The sequence below is a fragment of the Spirosoma validum genome, assembly GCF_014699035.1.
GTDB lineage: Bacteria > Bacteroidota > Bacteroidia > Cytophagales > Spirosomataceae > Spirosoma > Spirosoma validum.
In genome coordinates this window covers 346245-372149 of sequence record NZ_JACXAA010000006.1, presented here as the reverse complement: position 1 = coordinate 372149, position 25905 = coordinate 346245, and the positions used below count along the sequence as shown (strand labels likewise).

The window sequence follows — 25905 nt, the reverse complement described above, 5'->3', positions numbered from 1 at the left end:
AACATAACGAGGTCGGGTCGAGGTGGTGTCAGGTTTTCGAACCTGACACCACCTCGACCCGACCTCGTTATGTTAGGACGTTTAATCCTCTCGAACGCGAATATTGACTTGGGTTACACTAGCGCTAAAACTGCGGACGGCTGACGTAACAAAGAAGCCTGTTGCTTTTCGACCGGCCGCGTTGGTATTGATGATGTTCGTTGGTACGTTCGTTGGAGGAGGGGCAAACAGGCCGCCATTCGTAATCTGGGTGCGAAGTTGCTGCCAGAAATCGAATCCTTCCAGCGTAAGCGAGTGTAATTCTACTTTTACATTGTCGTTCAGCGCAAACAAACTATCTGGATTGATCGACCGGCGAATAGGAACAATAAAGGCCAGGCCATCCGTAACTCCGCTGCTTGTCCGAAAGCCGCCGTCCTGCGACGTAATGATGTTCGCGGGTTTATTTTGCAGCTCACCGTTACGGAAAAACCGAACCCGATAGTAGTCTGCCGCCCCGGCAATGTCACGAGCGTAAAATTCGGCCCGATAACCCTCATTTTTTGACAAAGGATTGAGTTTCCGCTTCACAAAAATGAGCGAGTCGATAGCTGGAACCCGATTCATTTTAGAGCTAGCCCGATACGTTTCACCTTGATAGGCAATAGTGAGTTGGTACGTGCGTCCGATGTGCCCCAGGGTGTCTTTTCCGGTTGGTTGCCAGACGTAATATCCGTCGTTGTCAGGGTCTGAAAATGAGTACGTTTTTCCTGCATCATCCGAAACGGTCACGGTTGCGCTGGTTGCGGCTGGCGGAGTGCTGCTATCGAAGTAAGCCGCTGTTTGCGTCAGACGTATCGTTTGTGAACCCGGTTGATCGGTTAGGAGGGCATCCACCGAAAGCTCGATAGGGCCTGTATCGAGCTTCGCGTCGATTACGGTTGTGCAACTGTTCAGAAACAGACTTGCGAGCAACAGACAGGGTATAAAAAAGAATCGTTGCATTGCTGTAGCACCAACTTTTTAGGTCGGTAGTCAAGTTTGGTTTAACCATCCGGTAGTAAGCACCGGAAGCGTGGCTCAGGTTAAAATTTAAAATTGTATGTGACGGATGGGATAATCGTTGCAAAAACAGAATACCGAATGGCTTCGGTTACCCGCGGATTATCGACATTCGGCTGAAAATAAACCGAGAAGGCGTTCTTTCGAGCGTAAGCGTTATAAACCGAAAAGACCCAGCTATCGTCTTTGCGTTTGCCGGGCCGTTTTCGCCCCTGTAACGTAGCGGCTAAATCGAGTCGATGATACGCTGGAATACGATAGTTATTCCGCGCTTCGTAGATCGGCGCTACGTGACCATCGAACTCAAATCGTCCGGTCGGAAACGTACCGGGTGTGCCACTGGCAAGCGTGAACGTAGCGGAAAAATTCCAGCGCTTCGCGTTAGGCGGATCAAACATCAGCACCGACGTTAACGTGTGGCGTTTATCGAAACGAGTTGGATACCAATCGTTATTATTAATTCCATTTACCTGACGCTCCGTTTTCGCCAGCGTATAGCTTATCCAGCCATTGACTACACCTGTATTGCGTTTGATGTAAAATTCGGCTCCGTAGGCTCGCCCTCTTCCGCTTAGCAGATCACCTTCGAGGTATTTGTTCAGAATCAGGCTGGCACCATCAATATAGTCGATCTGATTCTGGAGCCATTTGTAATAGACTTCTACAGAAGCTTCAAATTCGCTACCTGTACCGGTCGAGCGTCCGAAATTCCTGAAATAGCCTCCGGCAACCTGATCGCCAATCTGGGGTTTAATGTTGTTAGTAGAAGGTGTCCAGATGTCTAGTGGTGTTGAGGCTGTCGTATTAGAAATCAGGTGAATGTACTGAGCCAGGCGATTGTAGCTCAATTTTAGCGAACTACTGTTGTTCAATTCATACTTTGCAGAGAATCGCGGCTCCCAGTTGCCATACGTTTGTATCGTATTGTTTCCTTTGTAATCTATAGTTGTAACGACTTCCCGACGTTGGCCAAGTGGAATCTCTGTTGAAAACGTATATGCTTCACCTGGTCCGGTATAATTGAACAAGGAGTAACGTAAGCCATATTGAAGTTGTAATCGGGGCGTAACCTGTTGTTCGTTGCCGATGTAAAGAGCTGATTCAAGGGCATGTTTGTTCGCGATGCCAAAGGAGCGAACACTGCCTGCACTGGCGGCTGTGGCTGTTCCTGGTTGAAAATCATGAATAATGGCCTGCCCACCAAACGTGATTAAATTTTTGCCCAGCGCAATCGAAAAGTCAGGTTTTATACTGTAGTCGACAATACGGGAGTCTGTACGAAAGAAGTCATTAGGCCTTTTCTGCTTGAGATCAGTGTTTAGTGAATAATCATAATTGCTGTAATAAGCTGTTGTGTTCAGGAATAAGCGATCGCTGAACACGTGGTTCCAGCGGGCCGATAACGTCGTGTTTCCCCAATTAAACCCAAAGTCAGAACCAAATACATCGCGACCCAGGTAGCCCGAGAGAAAAACAATGTTTTTGTCGTTGATACGGTAATTACCTTTCGCCGTCAGGTCGTAGAAATAGAATTTAGCACCTTTTAGATCGCTGTTTAAAAACGGTTGCGCCAGAATATCGGCATACGAACGGCGGGCCGCTACGATAAAGGAACCTTTTCCCTTAAAAAGCGGCTGTTCGTAGGATAAACGGCTAAAAATTAATCCGATACCTCCGTTTAATTCGGGCTTCTTTGCATTGCCTTCTTTTAAACGAACGTCCAGGATGGAAGCAATCCGTCCGCCGTAGTTAGAAGGAATACCGCCTTTGATCAGCTTTACGTCCTTAACGGCATCGGGATTAAAGACTGAAAAAAAGCCAAATAAATGTGAAGAATTATAGACCGGCGCTTCGTCTAGGAGAACCAGATTCTGATCGATGCTACCACCCCGTACGTTAAAGCCGGTTGCCCCCTCGCCCACGGTCGAAACGCCGGGTAGCAATTGAATGCTGCGTATTACGTCAACTTCACCCAATAAGGCCGGAATGCGCTTCAGCGTTTTTACGTCAATCTGATTGACGCTCATTTCAATGTTTTTGACGTTATCATCCTCTCGCTTCGTCGAAACCGTCACTTCCTGAAGTTCCTTACCTTCCTGCTGAAGTTCAAGGTCAAGGCGTATGTTGCGGTCTGTCAGGTCAACGGAGCGCGTTTGTTTCGCGTACCCAACGTAGCTGATAACGAGGTTGTAATTGCCGGGGGGGACTGTTACCGCATAAAAACCATAATTGTTCGTAACAGCTCCTGTGCTGGTTTCCTTTACGTAAACCGATACGCCAATAAGCCCTTCGCCATTAGCCGCATCCTTTATATAGCCACTAACCGTCAACGCAGCATGGTTACCTTTATTCGATGCTTTTTCGAGGACATTGATAGTCTGCGCTTTAGAACCAATCGGGACCAGCGTAACGGAAAAACAGAATAGATAAACAAGTAGGTGATGTTTCATTACGTTGTCTGTTGATCAAACAGACGATTAGGTTGTAATCATGACAACGTAAAGGTACTTTACCCTGGCTTCAATAGAATTTAAAATTGGATAAAGCTGCTAAATCTGATTCTGAACGGTCCTCTGGATACGATAAAACCAATATTGGCAAGAGTAAAAGCTTGATTAATTATCCTGTTTCTTAATTACTTTTATCAAGTTCTTAGCTTCCTTTTCGTCCGTTTTGGGAAACTGAACGGGCAACGACTCCAGAATTTCGGTAAGAATGTGCGCAATAATAAGTTGCTGGTTAGTGCGATCATCGCTGGGAATGACGTACCAGGGATTCTGCTTGGTTGCTGTTGCGTTGATGGTATCTTCATACGCCTGCATATACTCAGGCCAGAATTCTCGTTCTTTCAAATCATTTTCGCTCAGCTTCCATTGTTTCTCGGTATCTTCCAAACGGGCGATAAGCCGTTTTCCCTGTTCCTCTTTAGTCACATTCAGGTAAAACTTGACAATTGGAAATCCATTCCGGAACAGGTAATCTTCGAAATGAACAATATCGCCAAAGCGCTGCCTCCAAAGGGTTTGCTCGTTTTTAGGTAGTAAGTCCGCCGGAATTAGCTGATCCTGTAACTTTTCCGGGTGAACACGTAACGTCAACACTTCTTCGTAATACGACCGATTGAAGACGCCAATGTTGCCACGTTCGGGGAGTTCCTGCCAGAAGCGCCACAGAAAGTCATGTTTCATATCTTCCTCCGCTGGTTTCTTGAAGGGTGCTATCTGAAAACGGGATGGATTGACGCCTTTAAAGACGCGCCGGATGCTGCTATCTTTTCCGGCTGCATCCATCGCCTGAAAGATAACCAATAAGCCATAATGCTCGTCGGCATGCATCCGATTCTGAGCCTGATCCATCCGGACCGATAAAGCATCTAACTGTTGACCAAAATCAGCTTCGTCAGTATAAAATGGATCGATTAATGTTGGACTAGATTTGATCGAAAACGGTTTCTTTTCGTCGTACCGAAACTGGCTTGCGTTGATTTTTTTCATTCACGTAACGCGGCAGGAAAGCCGCCATGGAGTTCTACTTGTGGCGCGGCTTTCCTGCCGCGTTACTATTGAGCACGAATTACTGAGATCAGTTTCTGTAATTCTTTAAACCGTTTATCGTCGGGCTGCGGATCGACAATGGGTAATTTTTTGAGTTCTTCAATAATGATTCGACCGACTAACAGGCGCATGTTTTTTTTATCGTCAGCTGGAATGACGTACCAGGGAGCTTTATCGGTAGCTGTTTCATTGATACAGTCTTCATAGGCATCCTGATAATCACTCCAGAAATCACGTTCGTTTACATCCCCTTCTTCAAATTTCCAGTTCTTATCAGGATCTTCAATGCGAGCAATGAGCCGGTCGGCCTGTTCGTCTTTGGATACATGCAGATAAAATTTGATCGTCGGGAAGCCATTCTGGTGTAGAAACGTTTCCATATTCCGGATAGCCTCATAACGATGCTTGAACAGTTTATCCAGATCATTGGTCGCTTTTTCCGGCAAGCGCTGGCTTTCCGTCAGAATTTCGGGATGAACTTTCGTAACCAGCACTTCTTCGTAATATGACCGATTAAAAATGCCAATCGTGCCACGTTCGGGCAGTTCACGCCAGCTACGCCACAGAAAATCGTGGTCGAGTTCCTGCTCAGTTGGTCGCTTAAAGGAATAGACGCGGACTCCGGCTGGATTCGTGCCTGTGAAAACGTGCTGAATCGTACCATCCTTTCCGGCCGCGTCTAACGCCTGAAATACGGCTACCAGCCCGTATCGGTTGTAGGCATACATTCGCTCCTGTAACTTGTCGATATCGTTGGCCTGCTGACGTAGCAATGCTTCGTAATGCTCATCATCTTCATACAGATCGTCTACTTTGGTGGGCGCTTTTTTTAGTTTAAATGTTTTTTCTCCGTCATAGCGAAAACGGTCGGTATTGAAGTCTTTCACAGGCGTAGTTGCGTAAACTTTACGTGGGTCTGATATGTTATTCGTTTGAGTTCTAACCACAAATAACCGGAATAGTTGTAACCCGACTTCGCAACGGTCTCACTACGTTGGTAGCGGATTTATCTATGAACCTGAAATTGCTGACACGTTCACCGTCAGTTACGAAAAAGAAAACAATACTTATGACAACCAATCAATCAGACAATCTGGCCAAAGCAACGTTCGGAACGGGCTGCTTTTGGTGTACAGAAGCGTTATATGAATCGCTCGATGGGGTTATTTCGGCGGTATCAGGCTACGAAGGTGGCCAGAAAGCAAACCCAACGTATAAGGAAGTTTGCACCGGTACAACCGGACATGCAGAATGTGTTGAGGTAACGTATGATCCGGCAAAAATTACGTATCAGGAGTTATTGGAAGCGTTCTTTCGTAGTCACGATCCAACTTCACTGAATCGTCAGGGAGCTGATGTGGGTACACAGTATCGGTCGGTCATTTTTTATCATACTGATGAGCAGAAACGCCTGGCAGAAACGGCGAAAGCAGAGCTAGATAAGGCGGGCGCTTATACTGATCCGATCGTGACGGAAATCAGCCCGGCCACTACGTTCTATGAAGCAGAAGCTTACCACCAGAGTTATTTTGCCAACAACCCAAACCAGGGATACTGCGCCTTCGTGATCGCTCCGAAAGTAGATAAATTTAAAAAAGTGTTTAAAGAAAAGTTGAAATCAGAACTAGCTTATTAACAGAATTTTGTGCGTATTTTTTCAAAAGACTTCTCCTTATGAGAAGTCTTTTTTGTTTATTCTGTTATAGAAATGTTAAAATTCAAATTTTTTAAATGATTGATTTAGAGTTCATTAATTTGAGAATTTTGCAAAAAAATATAGACGTATCAGATTTGGTTGATTATGTTTGCCTCGTATTCGACTTATGTTACCGCTAAATAAGACGTCAACCTGACGTTTGTAAGCCCAATGAATTCGCGTTTACTTTGTCTCAAATTTTAACTTAAAATCAGTTGAACCACATGAAAAAACTTCACTTTTCTATTCTACTAGTCCTCGGTTTGTTAGCCGCTACTCAATCGTATGCTCAATATATTCCTGATAAAGGCAGTAAGCTGCTAAATGCTGGTATCGGCGTTGGTGGTTATGGCCTTGGCCTTGGCTACAGTTCTGGTATATCGTTAGGTGCATCGCTAGAATTTGGTGTAACAAAAAACATTACGGTCGGGGGATTTGTGGATTACCGTCGATTAAGCTACAGTGGGCTAAGTGGTATTAGTGGTGATGGCGTATCATATTTTTATATAGGTGCCCGAGGATCGTACCACTTTAATGAGATAATCAACATACCCAATGATAAGGTAGATCTGTATGCAGGTATTGGTCTGGGGTATTTAGGTGTTTCTGGTACGTATTACGCAGGAAGTGTAGGGGGGATTTTCCTACCTGTTCACCTTGGTGGGCGTTATTTTTTCAGTGAGAGTGTAGGTGGTTTCGCTGAACTAGGTTCCAGTGTCGCTCCGTTAAAACTGGGTGTTACGTTTAAATTTTAATCAAAATATTCTCCATAAAAAATGCCATCCAGAAGCTTCTGGATGGCATTTTTGTTTATTTCATGCTGTTAAAACTCTACTCGCTAACGACAAGACGGTACTGTCGCTTCTGACCACGCTCTTCTACTCGTAATACATATACCCCTATTGGTAACGAACGTTCACTACGTAGTTCTAAATGCGTGTCATCCGCTATTTTGGCCTGTAAAGGCACCTGCTGCCCAGAAACGGTATGCATTTGTACCAGAGCCGATTGGGGTTCATCCAGAGCCAGCATAAACCGGTTGTCCCGAACGGGATTAGGATAGATGCCATAAGCCTCATTTCGAATGACAACGCTCACTACTGGATACGTATGAATTCGACCATCCAGGTCTGTCTGTGTGAGACGGTAATAGCTGGTTCCCCGATACGGAGCCGTATCTGTTAGCTGATATTGAGTAAGTGTATTGCTATTACTAGCTACGTCCGTTATTTCACCAACGGGCTCAAATACCTTTAGATCTTTACTACGTTCCACTACGTACCCTTTATTTCCGTGTTCCCAGGAGGTTTTCCAGTTAAGTAACACCGTACGGTCTTCCTGTGCCTGCGCTGTAAAGCTGATCAGCGCTACAGGCATGGCTGTGGTCGTTGTGTGTGTATAGATCGAAGCAAAGTCGTTATCCGTTGGCTGAGGATTAGAGCTTCCATTGGGGATGATATTACAGAAAGCTCCAATATCATTAACTGCTGTATTGGAAGAAGCGCTCGTCGCTACCGCTGAAATATACAGCTCATACAATTCAACAGCGCTAATAGACACATCTTGTTTTTGTCGGCCTTCAAAGCAGGTACCCGTCCAACTTATATCGAAATAATTCATCAGGCTACCTGATAATGACTCCTCTGGCCTGGCAGTCAACGGAGCACTTTTCGTTAAGCAAATCGTGAATTGCATTTGCTCAGAAACACTTGTTCCGCTAATAGGGACCGTTCCGTTATTGCCGATAGTGAACGTCATCGAAAAAGGCGAACCTACGCCTGCTAAAGGGGCAGGCTCTAAATTTCGACTGGTGACGGCTGGATCAGCCCCGGACGGTACAGGGTCAGAAGCGGGCTGGGCGAAGCTAGTTAGCCTTAGCAGCAGATAAAAACTAACAAGTAGCGTAAACCGGTTAATATTCATAGGAGATATAACTAGGGCCTTCTTATTGAGAAGGCCCTAGCTGACTAACGGTTATTGCTGGAAATAATCAATTTTGTCGGCATCCGCATTGTTATTGACTTTAACTTCGCCACCACTACCGCCAATAATTACTGTGCTGACTGTTAAGCTTCCTGAGGTTGCTCCAGGTGTCAATCGACCGGTGAAACCAAAGGATAGTTTATCACCTGCGGGTACAACTCGGCTCGTAGTAAGTACGTGGTAACTAGCGTCTGAAGTGTATGTCCAGGAGCCGTTTTGCACCGACTTACCATTAATCGTTGTGGCGCCAGGAGGAAAAGTAAGCGCTACTTTCGAATCTTTGGTAACTTTCACAACAATGGTTCCGCTGGTAGGGATACTTAACAATTCTACCACATCGACTACGACCGTAATATCCGTTGTTCCATATACTGTAGATGGACGAGCATAGATAATTGGCGTTAAATCTGGCGCGTTCTTGAAAGGTACAGTCACGGTAGCAGGTGAGCTATCTTTTCCGGCTGCATCGCGTTCTGCATAAGTGAAGGTCACTGTGATGTCCCCATCGTTAGGGTCCAGCGTGAGTTTAGTGGGGTCATAATTGGTGATGACCTGCTCATCAGTGACGGCAACATTATTGTAGTACAGCGTACCGTTAGAGGGCAGACTCTTGATAACGATGGTATTGGTCTTGCTGGTCCCGTTATAGATGCCATCCTCAGGATCTGAGCCATTCAGGGTTGGTATCGTGACTCGGTTCGAGCTCCCAGGGTTAGGCTGGGTGCTTGCTGTTACGTCCTTAGCCGTTGGTAGCCGCTCCACGCCAAAGTTGGCATTGCTCACAGAACTGGTTCCTACCGCGACAACTAATACGCCGTTGGGATTTCCATCGCTACCCGCTCCCGAGCCAATATTCTCACCTGTGTTAACAACACCGTTGGCTAAGGTCGTGCTAGGCGCATTCGCGCCGATCGTACCGGGATAGTTGCTGAGCACCACCGTATAAGAGCTGCTGGGCGAGACACCGTTGAAGGTATAAGTACCGTTGGTCAGGGTCGTCGTTGATACCACTTTGCCAGTAGAAGCGACTAAATTGACCGAGAAGGTGTTGGCTGTCAGGCTACTGACAGGCGTGCCATCGACCGTATTAGCTGGGGTCCCTAACAAACCGTTAGCATCCTGAAAGACCGTACCCGAGATGCTTACTGTACTGCTGCCAAAGGGCATAGTCACGGTAGCGGGTGAGCTATCTTTTCCAGCCGCATCGCGTTCTGCATAAGTGAAGGTCACTGTGATGGCTCCGTCGTTAGGATCCAGCGTGAGTTTAGTGGGGTCATAGTTGGTGATGACCTGCTCGTCAGTGACAGCGACGTTATTGTAATACAATGTACCGTTAGAGGGCAGACTCTTGATGATGATGGTATTCGTCTTGCTGGTTCCGTTGTACGTTCCATCTTCAGGATCCGATCCGTTCAAAGTTGGTACCGTGACTTTGGTGCTACCACCAGGGTTCGGCTGGCTACTGGCCGTTACGGGGTTAGCCGTTGGTAACCGCTCGACACCAAAGTTAACATCATCTACGTCATCTCTAGCTACGGTTACAACGATCATACCGTTGGGATTTCCATCGCTGCCCGCTCCCGAGCCAATATTTTCTCCTGTGTTGACAACACCGTTGGCTAAGGTCGTGCTAGGCGCATTGGCGCCGATCGTACCAGGATAGTTGCTGAGTACCAGCGTATAGGATGTATTTACAGAAAGATTCTCGAAAGAATAAGCTCCGTTGGTTAATGTTGTCGTAGCGACTACTTTACCTGCTTTTATCAGGTTAACCGAGAAGGTATTTGCTGTTAAACTATTAACCGGTGTGCCGTCGACGGTATTGGCTGGTGTCCCTAACAATCCATTAGCATCATTGAAGACTTTACCTGAAATATCGACAGGTACATCACCATCAGAACAGCGTGCGCCGTCGTTGTCATTCGTAACAGGTCCATCTCTTAAAAAGGAAGCAGCATGATTGCCCGTCGAAACATTCGCAATTTTATAGATCTTACCTGTTCCGTTTTGGCTCAGAAATAACGTTCCCTGATTGTCAAAATAAACCGCTCCAAAAGGACTGTTGTCACTAATACCTATATGACCTAGATCTGTAACTTGTCCAACTGATCCGGCCTGAAGGCTGATTCTGACTAAATTACTGCTGCTGCTTCTCGAATCGATACCGTATAGATTGCCATCCTTAGGGTTATAACCCAAGTCAATTATGTAGCGACCGTTATCAACAGGGCTAAGTGTAATGTCGCTAAGTAATGCTTTTGTGCTAAGATTTACCCGACGAATTTTCGTTGAAGAGTTCTCGGGTGCACCATAAAACAAGTACATGACACCGTTTGGGTCGATGTCACCCGCATTATATGGGACATCATCGCCTAAATTGTTAATACCATAAGTTGTTACGGTCCAGTTATTAGCGATACGTACTAGCTGGTTTGTACCCCGGCGGTAGCCCCACATGTAGTTATCCTGTTGGTTGTACCCGACATTGTTGACGGCCGTATGGTTGTCTGGGTCGAGGCCGCTTGGGATCAACTGAGCCTTTACTTCGGTGATCTTACCTAAGAGAATGTTAAACTCGAAAACGCTGGTTTTACTATCAATCGTTTGCGCTCCTCCTTCTCCCTGAAACAGATAGGATTTGTTGTCGTCGCAATTGAACGTAGTCAGTGTAGTGGCTACACCATTAACGCCTAAAACGGTTGATGTTTTAGCTGTGTTAGGTGAATCCGATAATCTAGTTATCGTCTTATGAGATACTACAGCACGTTCTTGTTGTGCATTAGCCGCACTGACGCATGTCAGAAGCAACACGACCAGCATCACCCGATGCACTGAATGCGTGAGCTGGCGAGCAGAATAATTGATAAAAATTGTCTTCATAAAAGTGGAAAGAAATGGATTTAACTGATGATCGAGATTTATGAGGAGCTTTGGAAAAGCGCGAACTTCTCTGATGCCCTGTAGGATGCGAGAGAAAAAAGTAGACATCTGTCAATGCATAAATAGTAAGTGATTAGGAAGTGTGTACATGGTTATGTTTGTGTGTATTTACAAGTATTTAGTATCCTTATGCTGGGACAAGACAACAAGAAGTCATCTACCCATTTTAGAGGTATCAATTAAGTACTCGCCATTCTGGAAAGTGAATATTTTTTATTTAGGCAAACTTGTTTTAGTGCAAAAATGCCTACAATTGAAATTAATGTTACTACACTGATAAAGTTGAAAACAAACCTAATTTCGTGTTATGAAAATCTTAAAGTTGATAACTTTGAGTAAAAAGAGAAATTTATTATCTGAATTCTCTTTTGGCTTATATTCAGTCGATTAGCTTTGGCGTTAGCTACTTTATGTAGCCTCCAGGCGATACGCTAAATGTGTAACAAAGGTAGTTGGGTGTTTTTTTATGTAGCAACTTATTGTATAATATGACAGTATCTACATACTTTATTGTAACATATTTTTACGGTTATTTTCAATTTACACTCATACGGGCATCCATGAAAAAGTGCATTTTGTCGTATTTGAAAACTATCTGAAAATCAGATAGTTAATGAATTATATATGTTTTCTTATATATGATGTATTTTTTATGGGTATGTCTTAAAAAATTATATTTTAAAAAATTTAGTTAATTGATTGTAAATCAACAGAATAAGCCATTTGAAAAATTTATATTTCTAACAGTCATATTTTTGTAATCTCTTGTTCGATATCGGTTTTTGCGAACTACCTTTTAGATTATTCAGTCTATTTCTTAGTGTAAAATGGCTAACTAAGGTGCTTGCTGTGTAACGTTTAGAACGCTTGTAAGGGCAGTAATAAAGCCTGTATTAGCCGAGAAAGCCGTTTATAAATATGGGTATAAATAGGTTACGACGCTTTCTATCAGCTAATTGTTTTAGCTACAATTTATATACTCTAGACTATATACGTAAACAGACTGTTTTTTGAAAATGCAGTTTATTGTGATTTGATTAATGAATGTATTAAGTGGACGCCATTTTAATTGTCTATTCATAAGTTACACTGATTTACTAACTTCTGAATTAATCGATTGTCGAGATTGTAAAGCTAGTTTTGGGTAGAGCAAGGCTTCCCGACCTGAATGGGGCAGCTATTATAGGTGTCTCGAGCTTATACGGACCTGCGAATGAAAAGGTTGCGTTAATGGGTTGGGTTCTGTTGTCTTAAATGAATTATTCCCATGTTCCATAGAATAAAGGAATAAATATCCGCTGCAGTCTCAATGTTCTTCCTGGTGTTACTAGCACCATGCCCAGATTTTGTATCAATTCGAATCAAGACTGGGTTTTGTCCCAGATACATCTCTTGTAAGGTGGCTGCATATTTGAAAGAATGAGCTGGTACAACCCGGTCGTCGTGATCAGCCGTCGTGATTAACGTAGCGGGATAGTTCAGACCCGTTCTTATATTGTGAATAGGGGAGTAAGCATACAGTACGTTAAACTCATCAGCATTATCACTGCTACCATAATCCGCAATCCAGTTCCAGCCAATTGTGAATTTATGAAATCGGAGCATATCCATTACGCCCACCTGCGGAATTGCCACCCGAAACAATTCAGGCCGTTGATTGATCACGGCTCCTACCAAAAGCCCACCATTCGAACCACCCTGAATGGCTAATTTAGCTGAACTGGTATACTGCTCCGTAATCAGATGCTCTGCAGCGGCAATAAAATCGTCGAAAACATTCTGTTTTTTTAGCTTCATACCCTGTTCGTGCCAGGCTTCCCCGTATTCGCTGCCACCTCGTAGGTTCGCCTGGGCGTAGATACCTCCCTGATCCAAAAAAGGAATTCGAAACGGACTGAAGGCAGGTAATAAACTAACATTAAAACCTCCATAGCCATATAGCAGAGTTGGATTAGCCCCATCACGTTTTAGTCCTTTCCGATACGTTAGAAACATAGGAACGTTCGTGCCGTCTTTACTAGCGAAAAACACTTGTTTCGTTTCATAATCATCCGGAACAAAGTCTACTTCGGGTGTCCGAAAGACGGTACTTTCGCGACTGGCAATCTCATAACGGTAAATGGTTGGCGGAAATGTAAATGACGTAAACGTATAGAAAACGAACGTATCATCTTTATTTCCAGAAAACCCGCTTGCTGAACCCAGACTAGGTAAATGAACTTCATTTTCGAACTGGCCAGCATAATTGAAAACCATTATCTGGGAGGACACATCGTTTACATACTCAACAAAAAGTTTACCCCCAACTGCACTCACCCCCCCTTCGGCAATGGGTTCTGGCTTTTCGGGAATGAGTGTCGAAAACGTTCGTGTGCTTATATCGAATACGATGACTTTATTATTCGGCGCGTTTTCGTTAGTTAAAATCAACAATCGGTCGCCATCATTATCAATGACGCTATAACTAAAGTTCGTGACCTCGGCTATAACAGGAACAAACGTTTGTTCGGTTGTAGCTGCATCGATATAAAACAGGGCATTACCGTCTTTCCCCTGTCCTCTATCGCTAATCGATAACAGGGCAAAACGTTCATCATCAGTAGTGCTGGTAATGTGGAAGCGTTGCGGATGTACCGAATCTTCGTAGACTAACTGATCGCTGGATTGATCTGTGCCTACTTTGTGATGATTTTCATTCTTAGCAGCCAGTATACTGCCTTCGGGTTTCGGATAGCGGCTATAATAGAAACCATGGTTCTGCCAGGCGGCTCCCGAGACCTTTACCCATTCTACTTTTTCGGGTAAATACTGCTTCGTGGCTAAGTCCATAATCTGGTATTCCTGCCAATCGGAGCCGCCCTTTGATAAGCCCACAACTGCGTACGTACCATCTTTGGAAACGGAAAAAGCACTCAATACAGTGGTACTATCGGCTGAAAGCGTGTTTGGATCGATAACAACTTCGGGCGCTCCATCAAGACCACGCTGCCGATAGAGGACCGCCTGATTTTGTAAGCCATCGTTTTTCGAAAAGTAGAACCAGTTCCCCATTGCTCCGACTCCTTTTCGAACAGGGGCTGAGTACTTGGCGTAATTATACACCTGCTCTAGTCGGTCCTGAAGTTGCCTTCGGTAAGGAATTTTCGACAAATAGTCAAACGTTACCCGATTTTCAGCCTCAACCCAGGCCGTTGTTTCAACTGAACTGTCATCTTCAAGCCAGCGATAAGGATCAGCAACCTGAGTTTCATGATACGTATCGATCTGATCTGTTTTACGAGCAACGGGGTAGGGCAGTCGGTGATTATTCGGGACTTGGGCAGCGGATGAACTTGACATGATACGTAATGAAATGCGTGTAAAAACAGAAGCCGGAGCGTCGGGAAATGAGATAAAAAGAGATCACGAAGTACGGACTAAGCCGTAAAGAATCAAATTAAGACGTACCGTTTTTCAGGTTTTTATAGAGTGGCTGGTTTATTGACCGCTTAGCTTGGATATTTAATAAATAGATGGCTCATTTACAATTCCTTATCGTAATCCAACTTGACTTTTGATAATGCGAACGGTACGTCACACCTGTGCTTTTCTACTTTTCTGGAGTCTATGCCCTCTGGGTGGATACGCACAAACAGTTGCTGGTGATGCCGCTACGTTCCGGGTCGATCGCATCAGTGTGAGTGACGGCCTAACGCAGGGTTCCGTTTATCACATGTTGAAAGATAGCCGTGGATTTCTATGGTTCGGTACTCAGGATGGGTTAAATCGGTATGATGGCTCTCGTTTTCGAACCTATCGTCCAGTTGTAGACGAGCACGGTACCATTCAGCCCGGCTCTATTCGGGGAGGTAATATTTTGGGTATGGTTGAAGATCCCGGCGGTAATTTATGGATTGGTACTGACGAAGGTCTTAATCGATATGACCGCCGACGCGACCGCTTCGATTATGTTTCTGTACAGGATTCTACTGGAAACCGAAAGTCATTGACTAGTCGGACGATGCCGTTTTTTATCAATCAACGTGAACTGATTTATCTCAGCGATTATGAAGGGCTGGTACGGTTTGATTTCCGTAAACGGCGTAAAACCGTGTTGGCAACCGACTTGCATGCAACCAAGAAATACGATCTGCAAAGTTCGCCTGTATTGACTTCGTCAAACGATGTATGGTTACAGGAACCGATAGGCCTGATGCGGTATAATCTTCAGGCGAATACGCGCTCGTACTATTTTAGCGATCACCCTACTAATCAGTTTGGACCACCAACGGCCATTCTCTCGTATTATATCGATTCCGACGCTATTGTCTGGATGGGGACAACCGCAGGTTTGATTCGCTTCGATTATCGCCGTAATACGTATCAGACCTACACAAACATTGGTCAGACTATAATCAGTGCGATCCATAGCATCGCTCCTGACCAACTGGGTAGGCTCTGGCTTGGTACCCAACAGGATGGGGTGCTTTACTTTGATAAGAAAACGCAGGTATTTGGGCAGATCACTACGTATACAAATCATACACAACGGCTGACAGACTTTAGAATCAGCAAAGTTTACGTCGATGATCTGGGTATTGTCTGGGCTAATGCTGATCCCGACGGGCTGGCTCGCATCGTGCCTGATGGGTTTGTATTCGGAGGGATCGTTAAACGGCAATTTGCGGACACGCTCGCGTCCGGCCAGAAACTAAATAACTACGTAGTACGAGGATTTCTGGAAGAGCGACCCGACCGGATATGGATTCTTACCGAGAATGGAATCAATGTACTAAATCCTCGTACGAACCGAATTGTTGAGCGGTATCTGACTCGACCAATGGGAAAGAGCAGAACCGCTCGCCCTTTTCTTAAAAGTCTTTATCGGGACCCTCAAGGACATATCTGGGTTGGTACGACAGAAGGTGTAATGGTTTTTAAGTCGGAAACCCGAACGTTTGAGGCAATTCCATTTTCAGAGCCCCTGGCTGTCAATACGTATGTACGAAATATGGTCAGTATTTCTGATACGATACTGATGGCTGCAACCGAAGATGGGCTTTACACCTTACATACGCTCCGACGTCGTTGGGACAGAGTGACTACATTATCCGGACAGAATATTTTTAGCCTCTGGTACAATGCCAATGCCCGCCAGCTTTGGGTTGGAACGCACTTAGATGGATACTACTGTTATCGGCTTCCTACGTCCAGTCTTGAAACACAACCCTGGAAAATTCTTAAGTCTGGACTAAGTGGATATATGGTTTTAAACATCCGTCCTGATGCCACTAAGCAGACACTATGGCTCGCCAGTAGCCGGGGTTTGGTAGCCTTAAACGCGCAGACGGGACAGTTCCGGTTATATACTGAATTGCAGGGCTTGGCTAATTCTTTCGTTTATGGAACATTTTCTGATGCTCAGAATAGAATCTGGATGAGTACAAACCGAGGTATCTCGCGTTTGAACCTGGCCACTCAGATGATAAAAAACTTTACACCAAATGATGGTCTCCAGGGATATGAGTTCAACGGGAACGCTTTTCTGCAGGCTACCAATGGCGAGCTCTATTTTGGGGGCGTAAATGGCTTTAACCGGTTTATGCCTGAAGCATTTCGCAGCAGTTTGTTCAATCCTCACGTTCATATTTATTCGCTTGAGGTTAATGAGGAGCCTCTGCATACCGATACGTATGTGGGCGAAACCAATCATCTTGACTTGAATCACGCACAAAGCACAATATCGCTTGAGTTTGCCGCGCTCGACTATAGTAGTAACGGGCATACTATGTACCAGTATCAGCTTACGAACTACGACAAAGACTGGATAGCATCCGGGGAACGTAATTATGTCCGTTACACAAATCTACCGCCCGGTGATTACACATTTCAGGTAAGAGCGGCCAATCAGGATGGTCGTTGGAGCTATGTCCGGAAATTATTTATCCATATCGAACCACCTTTCTGGCTAACACTACCGTTCGTTATACTGGTTATTCTCGTTCTATTGCTCGCGAGCTGGATCTGGATACGCCAACGCGAAAATGGCATCCGTCTTCAGCAGGAAGAGCGTTTGCGATTAGCTTACGACATACAGGAACAAGTGAAAAAAGATATTGCCAGAGACATCCATGATGAAATAGGCACCCGTCTGGCAACAATTAAGCTGTATACGACTCAATTAACCCAACAGGTTGGCGGAACCCCGACAATCTTATCGCTTAAGAATACGATCTTCCAATTGATTAATGATACGATCGGCGACGTCCGGAATATGCTCCGGAAATTGAATCCGCAAACACTAGAGCGACATGGTTACGTAGCAGCCGTTGACGAATTGTTCTCCCGAATCAGTGCTAGTGAGGTAGTCAGTGCTCAATTCCTCCTGAGCGAAATGCCAGCGATTGAGGGAAGTTTCCCGGATAACGAAACGCGCCTTCCGACTCATATCGAAGTCATGCTATACCGGATTACGCAGGAATTGGTTAGTAATTCGCTCAAACATGCGAACGCCACTCGAATCGACTTGCATATGATGTGGCAAACTAACCGTATTATTCTGATCTATCAGGATAATGGACAGGGATTTAACTACGAACAAACGCAAAAGAAGGCAACAGGCTTAGGAATGAGCAATATCGAATCTCGTGTGGCTATTTTGGGTGGACGGATTTCCTGGGAAAGTAAGCCTGACCAGGGCGTTCAGGCCACGATTGAGGTGCCCATTAGCCCCGTTCGTAAACGGCGTTTTTTTGAACCTCAAACGCCACTCGCTACATAAAGGCACTTGAATTAGGGCTTAACTTCGGAATTAACCCCTGTGAATCATGTCGAAGCAACATCTCGAATAATAATACTGTGGCAGCAGCATCGCCCTGTGCCCGATGGCGGCCATTTACTGGGATGTCAAGGGCGCGACATAGTTTTCCTAAACTGTAGGAAGCATGTCCCGGAATGAGTTTACGACTCGTTCGCACGGTACAGAGTGTCCGACGGAAGTAATCGTAGCCTAGCCAATTCAATTCTTTCTGGATGAAGTTGAAGTCGAAACCAACATTATGCGCTACAAAAATAGCGTCTTCGGTAATGCTCAATACCTCACGTGCTACGTCAGCGAATGTGGGCGCGTCCTGAACCATCTCATCCGAAATGCCGGTCAAGTGGCGAATGAACGGTGGAATTTGGCAACCCGGATTCAGCAGCGAATGAAAAGAGTCGACAACTTGATTTCCGTCATGGCGGAAGATTGCAATCTCGGTAAGGCGAGTAGGACCTTTTACGCCCCCAGTCGTTTCAACGTCAACAATACAATACACAAAAAATCAGTTATGTGTCATTCCTAAACAGCTATTTACGGCTGATGAGTTCGCTATTTATTGGGTTGACGAAGAATTACCAGACAACATTCGATAAGCTTGCAACGACCGTGGCCGTGTTGGATGCCTTGCCACCACACCCTGCCGGATTAACTGAAGCGTGTAATCCAGAATGTAATCACGGTTGGTCATCAAATCGTCGTAGCTACGCGTAACCGTAAAATCAGGTTCAACTGTGAATCCGTTTGCCCGGTCGGCAGTAACGGCGTGCGTCATCTTCTTGAGTGGGATTCGGACCTGTAAGCGCGAATTCGGTAAAGTTACGGTTTTGAAGTGACCTGCAAAATCACCCCAGTAAGCACTTCCGCTGGCTTCGCCAATAAACGTACCGATGCCAGCATCCAGTGTTTTGGCCAGCACAGTGGTAGCTGCGGAGAAAGAAGCCCCGTTCATGAGCAAATACAGATTTCCCTTAAATGCATCTTTGTGGTGAGGACGGTAACGCCGATGTCCCGAACGACTTGAGAACCCGCCCGAATGATCAGCTTTGTACTGTAAACTGAAATTCAGCGCTGAAACTGGATTCCATCGGGTTATCAGCTCGTTCCGGGCAGCCCGTTTCATCGTTTCCTGCTCCATCATCCTAAATCGCTTTGGCATCCAGTAACGTAGTAAACGGGCAGAATTTAAAACAATACCACCACCATTTCCCTGCATATCAACAACGAGATTCTGAATATTGTCTTCCCGTAGCTGCTTAAATGCGCGCTTAAGTCGTCGATTAAAAGCCCACTGAAAAGGGTCCTTTTTTTTCAAACCCATAAATGACGATACGCGCAGTACCGCTGTACGAGTCAGTGTGTCAACCACGCGTACAGATAAATTAGATTGCTGAGCAAGTCGATCAATTTCTGAACTATACCGATCCCTCATTGTCGACCGGAACTCCCGTAACGTTGGGCAGGAGAGCTGAGTACGCCGAATCGTTGTATCACCACTACGCCGATACGTAATAGTAATCGAATCCATTGAGCCATACCAGGCTGCATAATAATCAGCAAACTGGACCAAACTCCACTGCTGACGCCCGGTAAGGTTGTCGCCATCAGAACCCGAGTGGTCGGCATTCATCAGCTCATGATGCAAATCGGCTATTGCACGGTTATTAATCGTTAACAGTTCCGTACCACGTCTTAAACTTGTATCAACGGATACGTTATGGCTTATAAAATAGCTGGATTCTACCGGTCGAATAAAGAAAGGAACGTAACGAGTGTGCTTATTGAAATAGTGCTTATGATGATTCAGATTAGTATGACCATCTTTCAGTGCTGTTATAAAAGGACTGACATGGTGATAAAACGCCTGGTAATCCATGGGAGCCGTCAGGCGATTATACAATGAATCATAAAGTTGCTCCATTTGGGGTTGTGGAGTGTAATAGCCCATACCCGGGTGCAGCAAATCAAGCTTGCGTTTCAGGTAGCTCAGGTCCTCGCGGGTTTGAGCAGGAGTAAGGTTTTGAGAGGAAACAGTCTGACAGCTTAGCCCGATTAGCAGGCTAGCTAAACAAAGGATTTGCCCAATCTTCATCGATACACGTTACGGTAGAAACCAGACGTTTGGCGTCTGAGAGGAATCGTACGGTGAAGATAAGATTTGACGCAACTATAATCAACAGATTATGTTTAGAATTTTATAAAAATTTTGTGTTCGGCAAAGAAAACAGGAGAAGCTATAGCTCTAGCCTGATTACACCAATCTGTTAGTATATATTTTTTCTCCCGAAAGAAACTTACGAATCACTTAATTGCTGCGGTACCATCAGCTACCTTTTTGGTGCGGAATGATTGTCCAGTGTTTTACTTTCGACAGATGTTCGGCAACGATAGTCGCAGCTACGTCTTCGAGGTTTTCCTCATTAGTTATAAAAAACAGGCTTGTGGGCTGGTCCGTATCCTGTGTAGTACGTAGCTCATAATATTCATTATGTTGCTGAATGGTATGTTTATCGACGAGTTGGTATTGTGCCATGGAGAAATGAATTAGTACGTAACGTTAACCCAATTTTAGAAATGATGTTTATCCGAGAACCGTAATTAATATTGCTCCGGTTACCATAATCCCGGCGCCGATTAGCTTACGAACGATACCCTGTTCGCTAAAAAACTGATACCCAAATAATACACTTATCAGTGCAGACGTCTGAAACAAGGCCAACGCATAACCGACAGGCATATTCGCTAAAGCCACGTTGCTGGCCATTTGTGATACGCCAACGGCTAAAAATAGGCCACCAAAGGTGAATTTCTGTCTAAATAATAGCTTCGTCTGTTGCCGCCACTGTCTACGTAGCGTCAGTGAAATCCAGATGAGCGTAAAAGCAAACCCAAATACACACCAATAGAAAAAAGCAATGGTTGGCGTGGAAAGAAGAATGGCTTTTTTTAGGAAGGCGCCATCAATCGCCGAAAAGACTAGAGCAAGTAACCGCATCTTTACTTCGGGGCGCTGAAATACTTCCCACGAGAAGGCAGTGCGTTGTTTCCAATCAATTAGTACAATATAACTACCCGCTACAATAAGCAGAATGCCCGCCAGCCCCCACAAGCCAGGTATTTCATTCAATAAAAAAATACCAATTAACAGCCCCACTACTGATTTGTAGGCATTAATCGGTCCAAGTACCGACAGGTCACCGATGTGCAGGGCCTTCACCAGAAAAACATTCCCTAGCATGGCCAACAGCCCTGCTACGATTATACTTTGCCAGAAAGCGGATGGCAAGCCCACAAAACGAAGTTGAGGCCAGACGATCAGACAAGCGAGCATCAGAAAACCATATGTTGACGAAATAATAAATAAAGGATCAGCAGAGCGATGGGCAAGCTGCTTCTGAAATACGTTGGAGAGCGGATTGACGATAATACGTGTTAAGACGGCAAAACTGGTCAGGGAAAGAATGGTAAGCAGCATACACTAACTAGCCGTAATGGGCAGAATTAGAAAACTTAATGGCTCAAGTATAGGCAAATTTTAATTATCACTTTCCTGATTCACAAACGTTTCGTACCTTTGCGGTCTTATTTTTTGAGAGGAGATACCGAGGTGAACGCACTACGCGCATACGACATTCATATTGTCGGTCTGGAGAACAAACGTTATGAGTACGATTTTACGTCGGACGATGCGTTTTTTGTCGCGCTGGAGCAAGATTTAATCCAGAAAGGCAACATCCAGACGCATTTGCTGCTGGAAAAGTCCGAAACGATGATCCGGCTTGATTTTCACATCACAGGTACTGTTGAACAGATTTGCGACCGCAGCCTTGATGAATATGATGAGCCAGTTGACACGCGGCAAACAATGCTGCTGAAATTTGGCGATCACAACGAAGAATTAAGTGATGAGATTGAACTCATTGAACGTAACACGGCAACGATTAACGTAGCACGTTACATTTTTGAATTCATTAGTCTGTCGCTTCCTATGAAGCGCCTTCACCCCCGCTTTCGAAATGAAGAGGACGAAGACGATGATTCTCCGACCGGTAAACTCATTTACCGGTCCGATGCAGAAACCAATGACGATGAAGATGGCCAGTCTACTATTGATCCGCGCTGGGCAGCTTTACGAAAACTGAGTGATAATTAATCTGAGTTATAGAGTGTTCTGATTGTTACCAAGTAAATGACAAAAGCAGAAATAAACTCTACGGCTCTATACCTGTATAACTGAATAACTTAAGAAAATGGCACATCCCAAACGGCGCCACTCAAGTACCCGGCGCGATAAACGCAGAACGCATTATAAAGCTACTCCAGTGGCTCTTTCAACCGACGCACAGACGGGCGAAGTACACGAGCGGCACCATGCCCACGTTTTTGAAGGAAATCTGTTCTATAAAGGACAAATGATTATTGAGAATTACGCCAAAACGGCATAAATCCTTGTGATTTCTAAAAAGTATTTCGCTGACGTCTTTCCGAAGATGAACGTGAAATACTTTTTTATTGCCTGCTACCTCCCTATTTTTACGCGTAGTTAGTTTCTAGGCCAGCTTAACTGGGAGGTATTGAAAAAACAGAGTCAATGAAAATTGCAGTGGACGCAATGGGTGGCGATTTCGCTCCCGAAGCGATTGTGGAAGGAGTTGTAATGGCCGCTGCTGAATTGTCGGAACAAGTATCTATTGTGCTGATAGGCAAGCAGTCCGTTATTCAGGAGTTACTTCAAAAACACGACGTTAGTGCCGTTGCCAATATTGAATTGGTTAACGCCGACGATATTATCGAAATGAGCGAGCACCCAACGAAGGCGCTCTCGCAAAAACCCAATTCCAGTATCGGAGTTGGGTTTAAGCTTTTGAAAGACGGTCAGGTAAATGCCTTTTGCAGCGCGGGGAATACAGGCGCGATGCACGTTGGTGCCTTATTCAGCATTAAAGCAATTGAAGGAATTATTAGGCCGTGTATCGCCGGTTTTGTTCCCCAGATTACAGGAGGGCACGCGGTCATGCTCGATATCGGTGCCAATGCCGACTGTAAACCCGAAATGCTCGCTCAATTTGGCGAAGTGGGCTCTATTTATGCTCAATATACGTTCGGTATTGAACGCCCTCGCGTAGCGCTGATGAATATTGGTTCCGAAGAACAAAAAGGCTCACTGGTGGCGCAGGCAGCCCATCAACTTCTGAAGGAAAGCCGACGAATCAATTTTATCGGCAACATGGAGGGAGGAGACTTCTTTGCAGGTAAAGCTGACGTAATTGTTACGGAAGGTTTTACGGGCAATACGATGTTCAAATTGGGTGAATCGTTTTACTCGACGGCCAAGCAACGCGGCATTAGCGACGAATTTCTGGATAAAACCAACTATGAATCGGTTGGGGGTAGTCCAATCCTGGGCGTAAACGGTAATGTAATCATTGCACATGGTGTATCATCACCATTAGCGATAAAAAATATGATCAGCTTAGCCATCCGGCAGGTTGAATCAGACGCATACACTAAAATAGCACAAGCTCTCAGTTAATAATTAGTAGCTAATAGTTATTGGTTAGCCTCCTGGAGGTGCTGTTTACTGTTAGTTGACAACCGTTAACTGAAACCGAACTTATGAGTAAAGCTGCCATAACTGGAATCCACGGCTATGTTCCCGACTATGTGTTAACCAATGCCGAATTGGAGCGCATGGTAGACACAAATGATGAATGGATTACGAGTCGCACGGGTATCAAAGAGCGGCATATCCTGAAGGGTGAAGGCATGGGTTCTTCACACATGGGAGCCAAGGCAGTGGAAGGCTTGTTGAAAAAATTGAATACAAAGCCGGAAGAAATTGACCTGCTCATCTGCGCTACGACTACCCCCGATTACGTATTTCCCTGCACTGCGAATCTTATCTGCGATATGGTTGGCATACGTAACGTCGGCAGTTTTGACGTTCAGGCCGCCTGTTCTGGGTTTCTGTACGCGCTGACGATCGGATCACAGTTTATCGAAACGGGTAAATACAAGAAAGTAATCATCGTTGGAGCCGATAAGATGTCGGCCATCGTTGATTATACAGACCGAACAACCTGTATCCTATTTGGCGACGGAGCTGGGGCTGTAATGCTTGAGCCTAGTGAAGAGGGACTGGGCATACTGGACTCAATTATTCGTTCAGACGGCGTTGGTCAGAATCATTTGTTTCAGAAAGCAGGCGGCAGCCGCTACCCACCGACCCATGAGACCGTCGAAAAACGCTGGCATTACGTTTATCAGGACGGACCGTCTGTGTTTAAATTTGCAGTCAAAAATATGGCGGACGTATCGGCTGAAATTATGGAGCGAAATCACTTGGCAGGTAATGATGTTGCCTGGCTAGTGCCACATCAGGCTAACAAACGCATTATTGAAGCTACCGCTCATCGAATGGGTATCGAATCCGACAAAGTGATGATGAATATCCAGAAGTATGGGAACACCACAGCAGCGACGATTCCCCTCTGTTTATATGATTATGAGCCACAGTTGAAGAAAGGAGATAATCTGATATTAGCGGCTTTTGGTGGAGGCTTTACGTGGGGAGCAGCTTACGTGAAGTGGGCGTATTAGTTTTATATATGGTGTACAGGGTAGAATACTGGCAATGTCGCTGGTAATTTCATCAAACATCATACAGTCTGTATTATACATTGTAAACATGGCAACAACCGCAGATATCCGTAACGGATTAGTTTTAAACTTTAATAACGACCTTTTTCAAATTACCGATTTTCAGCACGTTAAGCCTGGTAAAGGTGCCGCCTTCGTCCGTACCAAACTGAAAAGCCTGACCACGGGACGGGTAATTGACAATACGTTTAACTCCGGGGTAACGATTTATCCGGTACGTGTTGAACGTCGTAAATTCCAATACCTTTACAAGGACGAAGCAGGTTATAACTTTATGGACCAGGAATCGTTCGACCAGATTAATCTCGACGAAAAAATCGTTGAAAATGCTGATCTAATGAAGGAAGGACAGGAAGTTGAAATGCTGATTAACGCTGAAACCGAAATTCCTCTGTCCTGCGAATTACCACCGTTTGTTGAACTGGAAGTAACTTACGCAGAACCGGGTATTAAAGGAGATACCGCTAACAGTCCTAAAAAACGGGTTGAGGTAGAATCTGGTGCTAAAATTATGGTACCCCTCTTTATCGAATCAGGTCAGAAAATTCGGGTTGATACCCGCACACGCGATTACGTAGAACGAGTGAAATAGTAAAAAAAGTCATTGGTCGATAGTTGATAGTATCGCTATTGAACTACTATCTTACTGGCGACTATCGACTATCGACTCCTTAACTATGAGCACAAAAGACATACAACAACTGATCGACTTCATCTCTCAATCGGGTTTAGATGAGGTTAATATTGAAACGAATGACCTGAAAATCAGTGTCAAGCGGTACGGATCGGGCGCGCCTGCTGCCCCAGCTAGTGTTCTGGCTGCACCGGTACCTGTTGCTCAGGCACCGGTACCAGCCACACCGCCTGCCACGCTTCCTGCCGTTGCACCTAAGGCCGATACATCGAACTACATTACCATCAAATCGCCTATGATCGGTACGTTCTACCGATCAGCAAACCCCGAAACACCTTCGTTTGTAGAAGTAGGTGACAACGTAACGGAAGGCAAAGTGGTATGTATCATCGAGGCCATGAAGCTTTTCAATGAAATCGAATCGGAAGTAGCAGGTCGCATTGTAAAAGTGCTGGTTGAGAATGCTACGCCAGTCGAATACGACCAACCGCTATTCTTGGTAGAACCCATCTAAAATAAAGAGCGAACGAGTGAATGACCGGACCGCCGGGGCGGTGAAAGGGCGAAAATAGCATTCGCAAGTATTTCACCGCTCCGACGG

The 25905-nt window shown here is 45.1% G+C and carries 20 protein-coding genes; 9 read left to right on the top strand and 11 right to left on the bottom strand.

The annotated features are described in order from the left end of the window. Positions 1-81 precede the first annotated feature (81 nt). From IC230_RS18280 to IC230_RS18265, 4 genes are all read right to left on the bottom strand, one after another. A complete protein-coding gene (locus IC230_RS18280; protein WP_191040477.1) occupies positions 82-984 on the bottom strand; it encodes a DUF4249 domain-containing protein in 903 nt (300 codons plus the stop codon). 80 nt (positions 985-1064) lie between these two features. After that, positions 1065-3491, bottom strand: a complete 2427-nt coding sequence (locus tag IC230_RS18275; protein WP_191040476.1) for a TonB-dependent receptor — start codon at positions 3489-3491, stop codon at positions 1065-1067. Between the two features lie 165 nt (positions 3492-3656). Next, complete coding sequence (locus IC230_RS18270; protein ID WP_191040475.1) at positions 3657-4535, bottom strand: PPK2 family polyphosphate kinase; 879 nt, start codon at positions 4533-4535, stop codon at positions 3657-3659. A gap of 65 nt (positions 4536-4600) precedes the next feature. Beyond that, positions 4601-5482 (bottom strand): PPK2 family polyphosphate kinase, encoded by an 882-nt coding sequence (locus tag IC230_RS18265; RefSeq protein ID WP_191040474.1) that lies wholly within the window; start codon positions 5480-5482, stop codon positions 4601-4603. Between the two features lie 182 nt (positions 5483-5664). Here IC230_RS18265 and msrA point away from each other — a divergent pair, with 182 nt between their 5' ends. Both msrA and IC230_RS18255 read left to right on the top strand, forming a co-directional pair. Then, positions 5665-6231 (top strand): peptide-methionine (S)-S-oxide reductase MsrA, encoded by a 567-nt coding sequence (gene msrA, locus IC230_RS18260; RefSeq protein WP_191040473.1) that lies wholly within the window; start codon positions 5665-5667, stop codon positions 6229-6231. Between the two features lie 284 nt (positions 6232-6515). After that, positions 6516-7046 carry a hypothetical protein gene (locus IC230_RS18255; RefSeq protein WP_191040472.1) on the top strand — a complete coding sequence of 177 codons (531 nt, stop codon included), beginning with the start codon at positions 6516-6518 and terminating at the stop codon, positions 7044-7046. Between the two features lie 76 nt (positions 7047-7122). Here IC230_RS18255 and IC230_RS18250 read toward each other — a convergent pair whose 3' ends face one another. The 3 genes from IC230_RS18250 to IC230_RS18240 all read right to left on the bottom strand — a co-directional run bounded on the left by IC230_RS18250 (position 7123) and on the right by IC230_RS18240 (position 14553). Beyond that, the gene (locus IC230_RS18250) at positions 7123-8214 is read right to left on the bottom strand and encodes a T9SS type A sorting domain-containing protein (RefSeq protein WP_191040471.1); all 1092 of its coding nucleotides are present in this window, start codon (positions 8212-8214) and stop codon (positions 7123-7125) included. Between the two features lie 51 nt (positions 8215-8265). Then, a complete protein-coding gene (locus IC230_RS18245; protein ID WP_191040470.1) occupies positions 8266-11154 on the bottom strand; it encodes a DUF6923 family protein in 2889 nt (962 codons plus the stop codon). Positions 11155-12441: 1287 nt separating this feature from the next. Then, positions 12442-14553: a prolyl oligopeptidase family serine peptidase gene (locus IC230_RS18240; RefSeq protein WP_191040469.1), complete on the bottom strand. Its 2112-nt coding sequence runs from the start codon at positions 14551-14553 to the stop codon at positions 12442-12444. Between the two features lie 220 nt (positions 14554-14773). Here IC230_RS18240 and IC230_RS18235 point away from each other — a divergent pair, with 220 nt between their 5' ends. Beyond that, positions 14774-17974, top strand: a complete 3201-nt coding sequence (locus IC230_RS18235; protein WP_191040468.1) for a ligand-binding sensor domain-containing protein — start codon at positions 14774-14776, stop codon at positions 17972-17974. Here the strand turns inward: IC230_RS18235 and IC230_RS18230 are convergent. The 4 genes from IC230_RS18230 to IC230_RS18215 all read right to left on the bottom strand — a co-directional run bounded on the left by IC230_RS18230 (position 17967) and on the right by IC230_RS18215 (position 21485). Further along, positions 17967-18509, bottom strand: a complete 543-nt coding sequence (locus IC230_RS18230; RefSeq protein ID WP_191040467.1) for a 3'-5' exonuclease — start codon at positions 18507-18509, stop codon at positions 17967-17969. The genes IC230_RS18235 and IC230_RS18230 overlap by 8 nt on opposite strands. Before the next feature lie 57 nt (positions 18510-18566). Continuing rightward, entirely contained in the window at positions 18567-20102 is a 1536-nt protein-coding gene (locus IC230_RS18225; RefSeq protein ID WP_191040466.1) for a S41 family peptidase, read from the bottom strand. A 231-nt stretch (positions 20103-20333) separates the two neighbouring features. Then, positions 20334-20543, bottom strand: coding sequence for a hypothetical protein (locus tag IC230_RS18220; RefSeq protein WP_191040465.1), 210 nt, complete (start codon positions 20541-20543; stop codon positions 20334-20336). Positions 20544-20591: 48 nt separating this feature from the next. Beyond that, a complete protein-coding gene (locus IC230_RS18215) occupies positions 20592-21485 on the bottom strand; it encodes an EamA family transporter (protein ID WP_191040464.1) in 894 nt (297 codons plus the stop codon). A gap of 132 nt (positions 21486-21617) precedes the next feature. Between IC230_RS18215 and IC230_RS18210 the strand changes: the two genes are divergently transcribed. The 6 genes from IC230_RS18210 (at position 21618) to accB (ending at position 25818) form a co-directional block, all read left to right on the top strand. Continuing rightward, complete coding sequence (locus IC230_RS18210) at positions 21618-22163, top strand: YceD family protein (RefSeq protein ID WP_191040553.1); 546 nt, start codon at positions 21618-21620, stop codon at positions 22161-22163. A gap of 97 nt (positions 22164-22260) precedes the next feature. Beyond that, positions 22261-22455 (top strand): 50S ribosomal protein L32, encoded by a 195-nt coding sequence (gene rpmF / locus IC230_RS18205; RefSeq protein WP_012929722.1) that lies wholly within the window; start codon positions 22261-22263, stop codon positions 22453-22455. 146 nt (positions 22456-22601) lie between these two features. Beyond that, positions 22602-23543: a phosphate acyltransferase PlsX gene (plsX, locus tag IC230_RS18200; RefSeq protein ID WP_191040463.1), complete on the top strand. Its 942-nt coding sequence runs from the start codon at positions 22602-22604 to the stop codon at positions 23541-23543. An 83-nt stretch (positions 23544-23626) separates the two neighbouring features. After that, positions 23627-24610 carry a beta-ketoacyl-ACP synthase III gene (locus IC230_RS18195; RefSeq protein WP_191040462.1) on the top strand — a complete coding sequence of 328 codons (984 nt, stop codon included), beginning with the start codon at positions 23627-23629 and terminating at the stop codon, positions 24608-24610. An 88-nt stretch (positions 24611-24698) separates the two neighbouring features. Then, positions 24699-25262, top strand: coding sequence for an elongation factor P (gene efp, locus IC230_RS18190; RefSeq protein WP_191040461.1), 564 nt, complete (start codon positions 24699-24701; stop codon positions 25260-25262). 85 nt (positions 25263-25347) lie between these two features. Next, the gene (gene accB / locus IC230_RS18185) at positions 25348-25818 is read left to right on the top strand and encodes an acetyl-CoA carboxylase biotin carboxyl carrier protein (RefSeq protein WP_191040460.1); all 471 of its coding nucleotides are present in this window, start codon (positions 25348-25350) and stop codon (positions 25816-25818) included. The last annotated feature ends 87 nt before the right edge of the window (positions 25819-25905 follow it).

Bases quoted from the DNA above. Each gene is read 5' to 3' on its own strand.
- IC230_RS18280 (WP_191040477.1), bottom strand. From the start codon at position 984: ATGCAACGATTCTTTTTTATACCCTGTCTGTTGCTCGCAAGTCTGTTT.
- IC230_RS18275 (WP_191040476.1), bottom strand. From the start codon at position 3,491: ATGAAACATCACCTACTTGTTTATCTATTCTGTTTTTCCGTTACGCTG.
- IC230_RS18270 (WP_191040475.1), bottom strand. From the start codon at position 4,535: ATGAAAAAAATCAACGCAAGCCAGTTTCGGTACGACGAAAAGAAACCG.
- msrA (WP_191040473.1), top strand. From the start codon at position 5,665: ATGACAACCAATCAATCAGACAATCTGGCCAAAGCAACGTTCGGAACG.
- IC230_RS18255 (WP_191040472.1), top strand. From the start codon at position 6,516: ATGAAAAAACTTCACTTTTCTATTCTACTAGTCCTCGGTTTGTTAGCC.
- IC230_RS18250 (WP_191040471.1), bottom strand. From the start codon at position 8,214: ATGAATATTAACCGGTTTACGCTACTTGTTAGTTTTTATCTGCTGCTA.
- IC230_RS18245 (WP_191040470.1), bottom strand. From the start codon at position 11,154: ATGAAGACAATTTTTATCAATTATTCTGCTCGCCAGCTCACGCATTCA.
- IC230_RS18240 (WP_191040469.1), bottom strand. From the start codon at position 14,553: ATGTCAAGTTCATCCGCTGCCCAAGTCCCGAATAATCACCGACTGCCC.
- IC230_RS18235 (WP_191040468.1), top strand. From the start codon at position 14,774: ATGCGAACGGTACGTCACACCTGTGCTTTTCTACTTTTCTGGAGTCTA.
- IC230_RS18225 (WP_191040466.1), bottom strand. From the start codon at position 20,102: ATGAAGATTGGGCAAATCCTTTGTTTAGCTAGCCTGCTAATCGGGCTA.
- IC230_RS18220 (WP_191040465.1), bottom strand. From the start codon at position 20,543: ATGGCACAATACCAACTCGTCGATAAACATACCATTCAGCAACATAAT.
- IC230_RS18215 (WP_191040464.1), bottom strand. From the start codon at position 21,485: ATGCTGCTTACCATTCTTTCCCTGACCAGTTTTGCCGTCTTAACACGT.
- rpmF (WP_012929722.1), top strand. From the start codon at position 22,261: ATGGCACATCCCAAACGGCGCCACTCAAGTACCCGGCGCGATAAACGC.
- plsX (WP_191040463.1), top strand. From the start codon at position 22,602: ATGAAAATTGCAGTGGACGCAATGGGTGGCGATTTCGCTCCCGAAGCG.
- IC230_RS18195 (WP_191040462.1), top strand. From the start codon at position 23,627: ATGAGTAAAGCTGCCATAACTGGAATCCACGGCTATGTTCCCGACTAT.
- efp (WP_191040461.1), top strand. From the start codon at position 24,699: ATGGCAACAACCGCAGATATCCGTAACGGATTAGTTTTAAACTTTAAT.
- accB (WP_191040460.1), top strand. From the start codon at position 25,348: ATGAGCACAAAAGACATACAACAACTGATCGACTTCATCTCTCAATCG.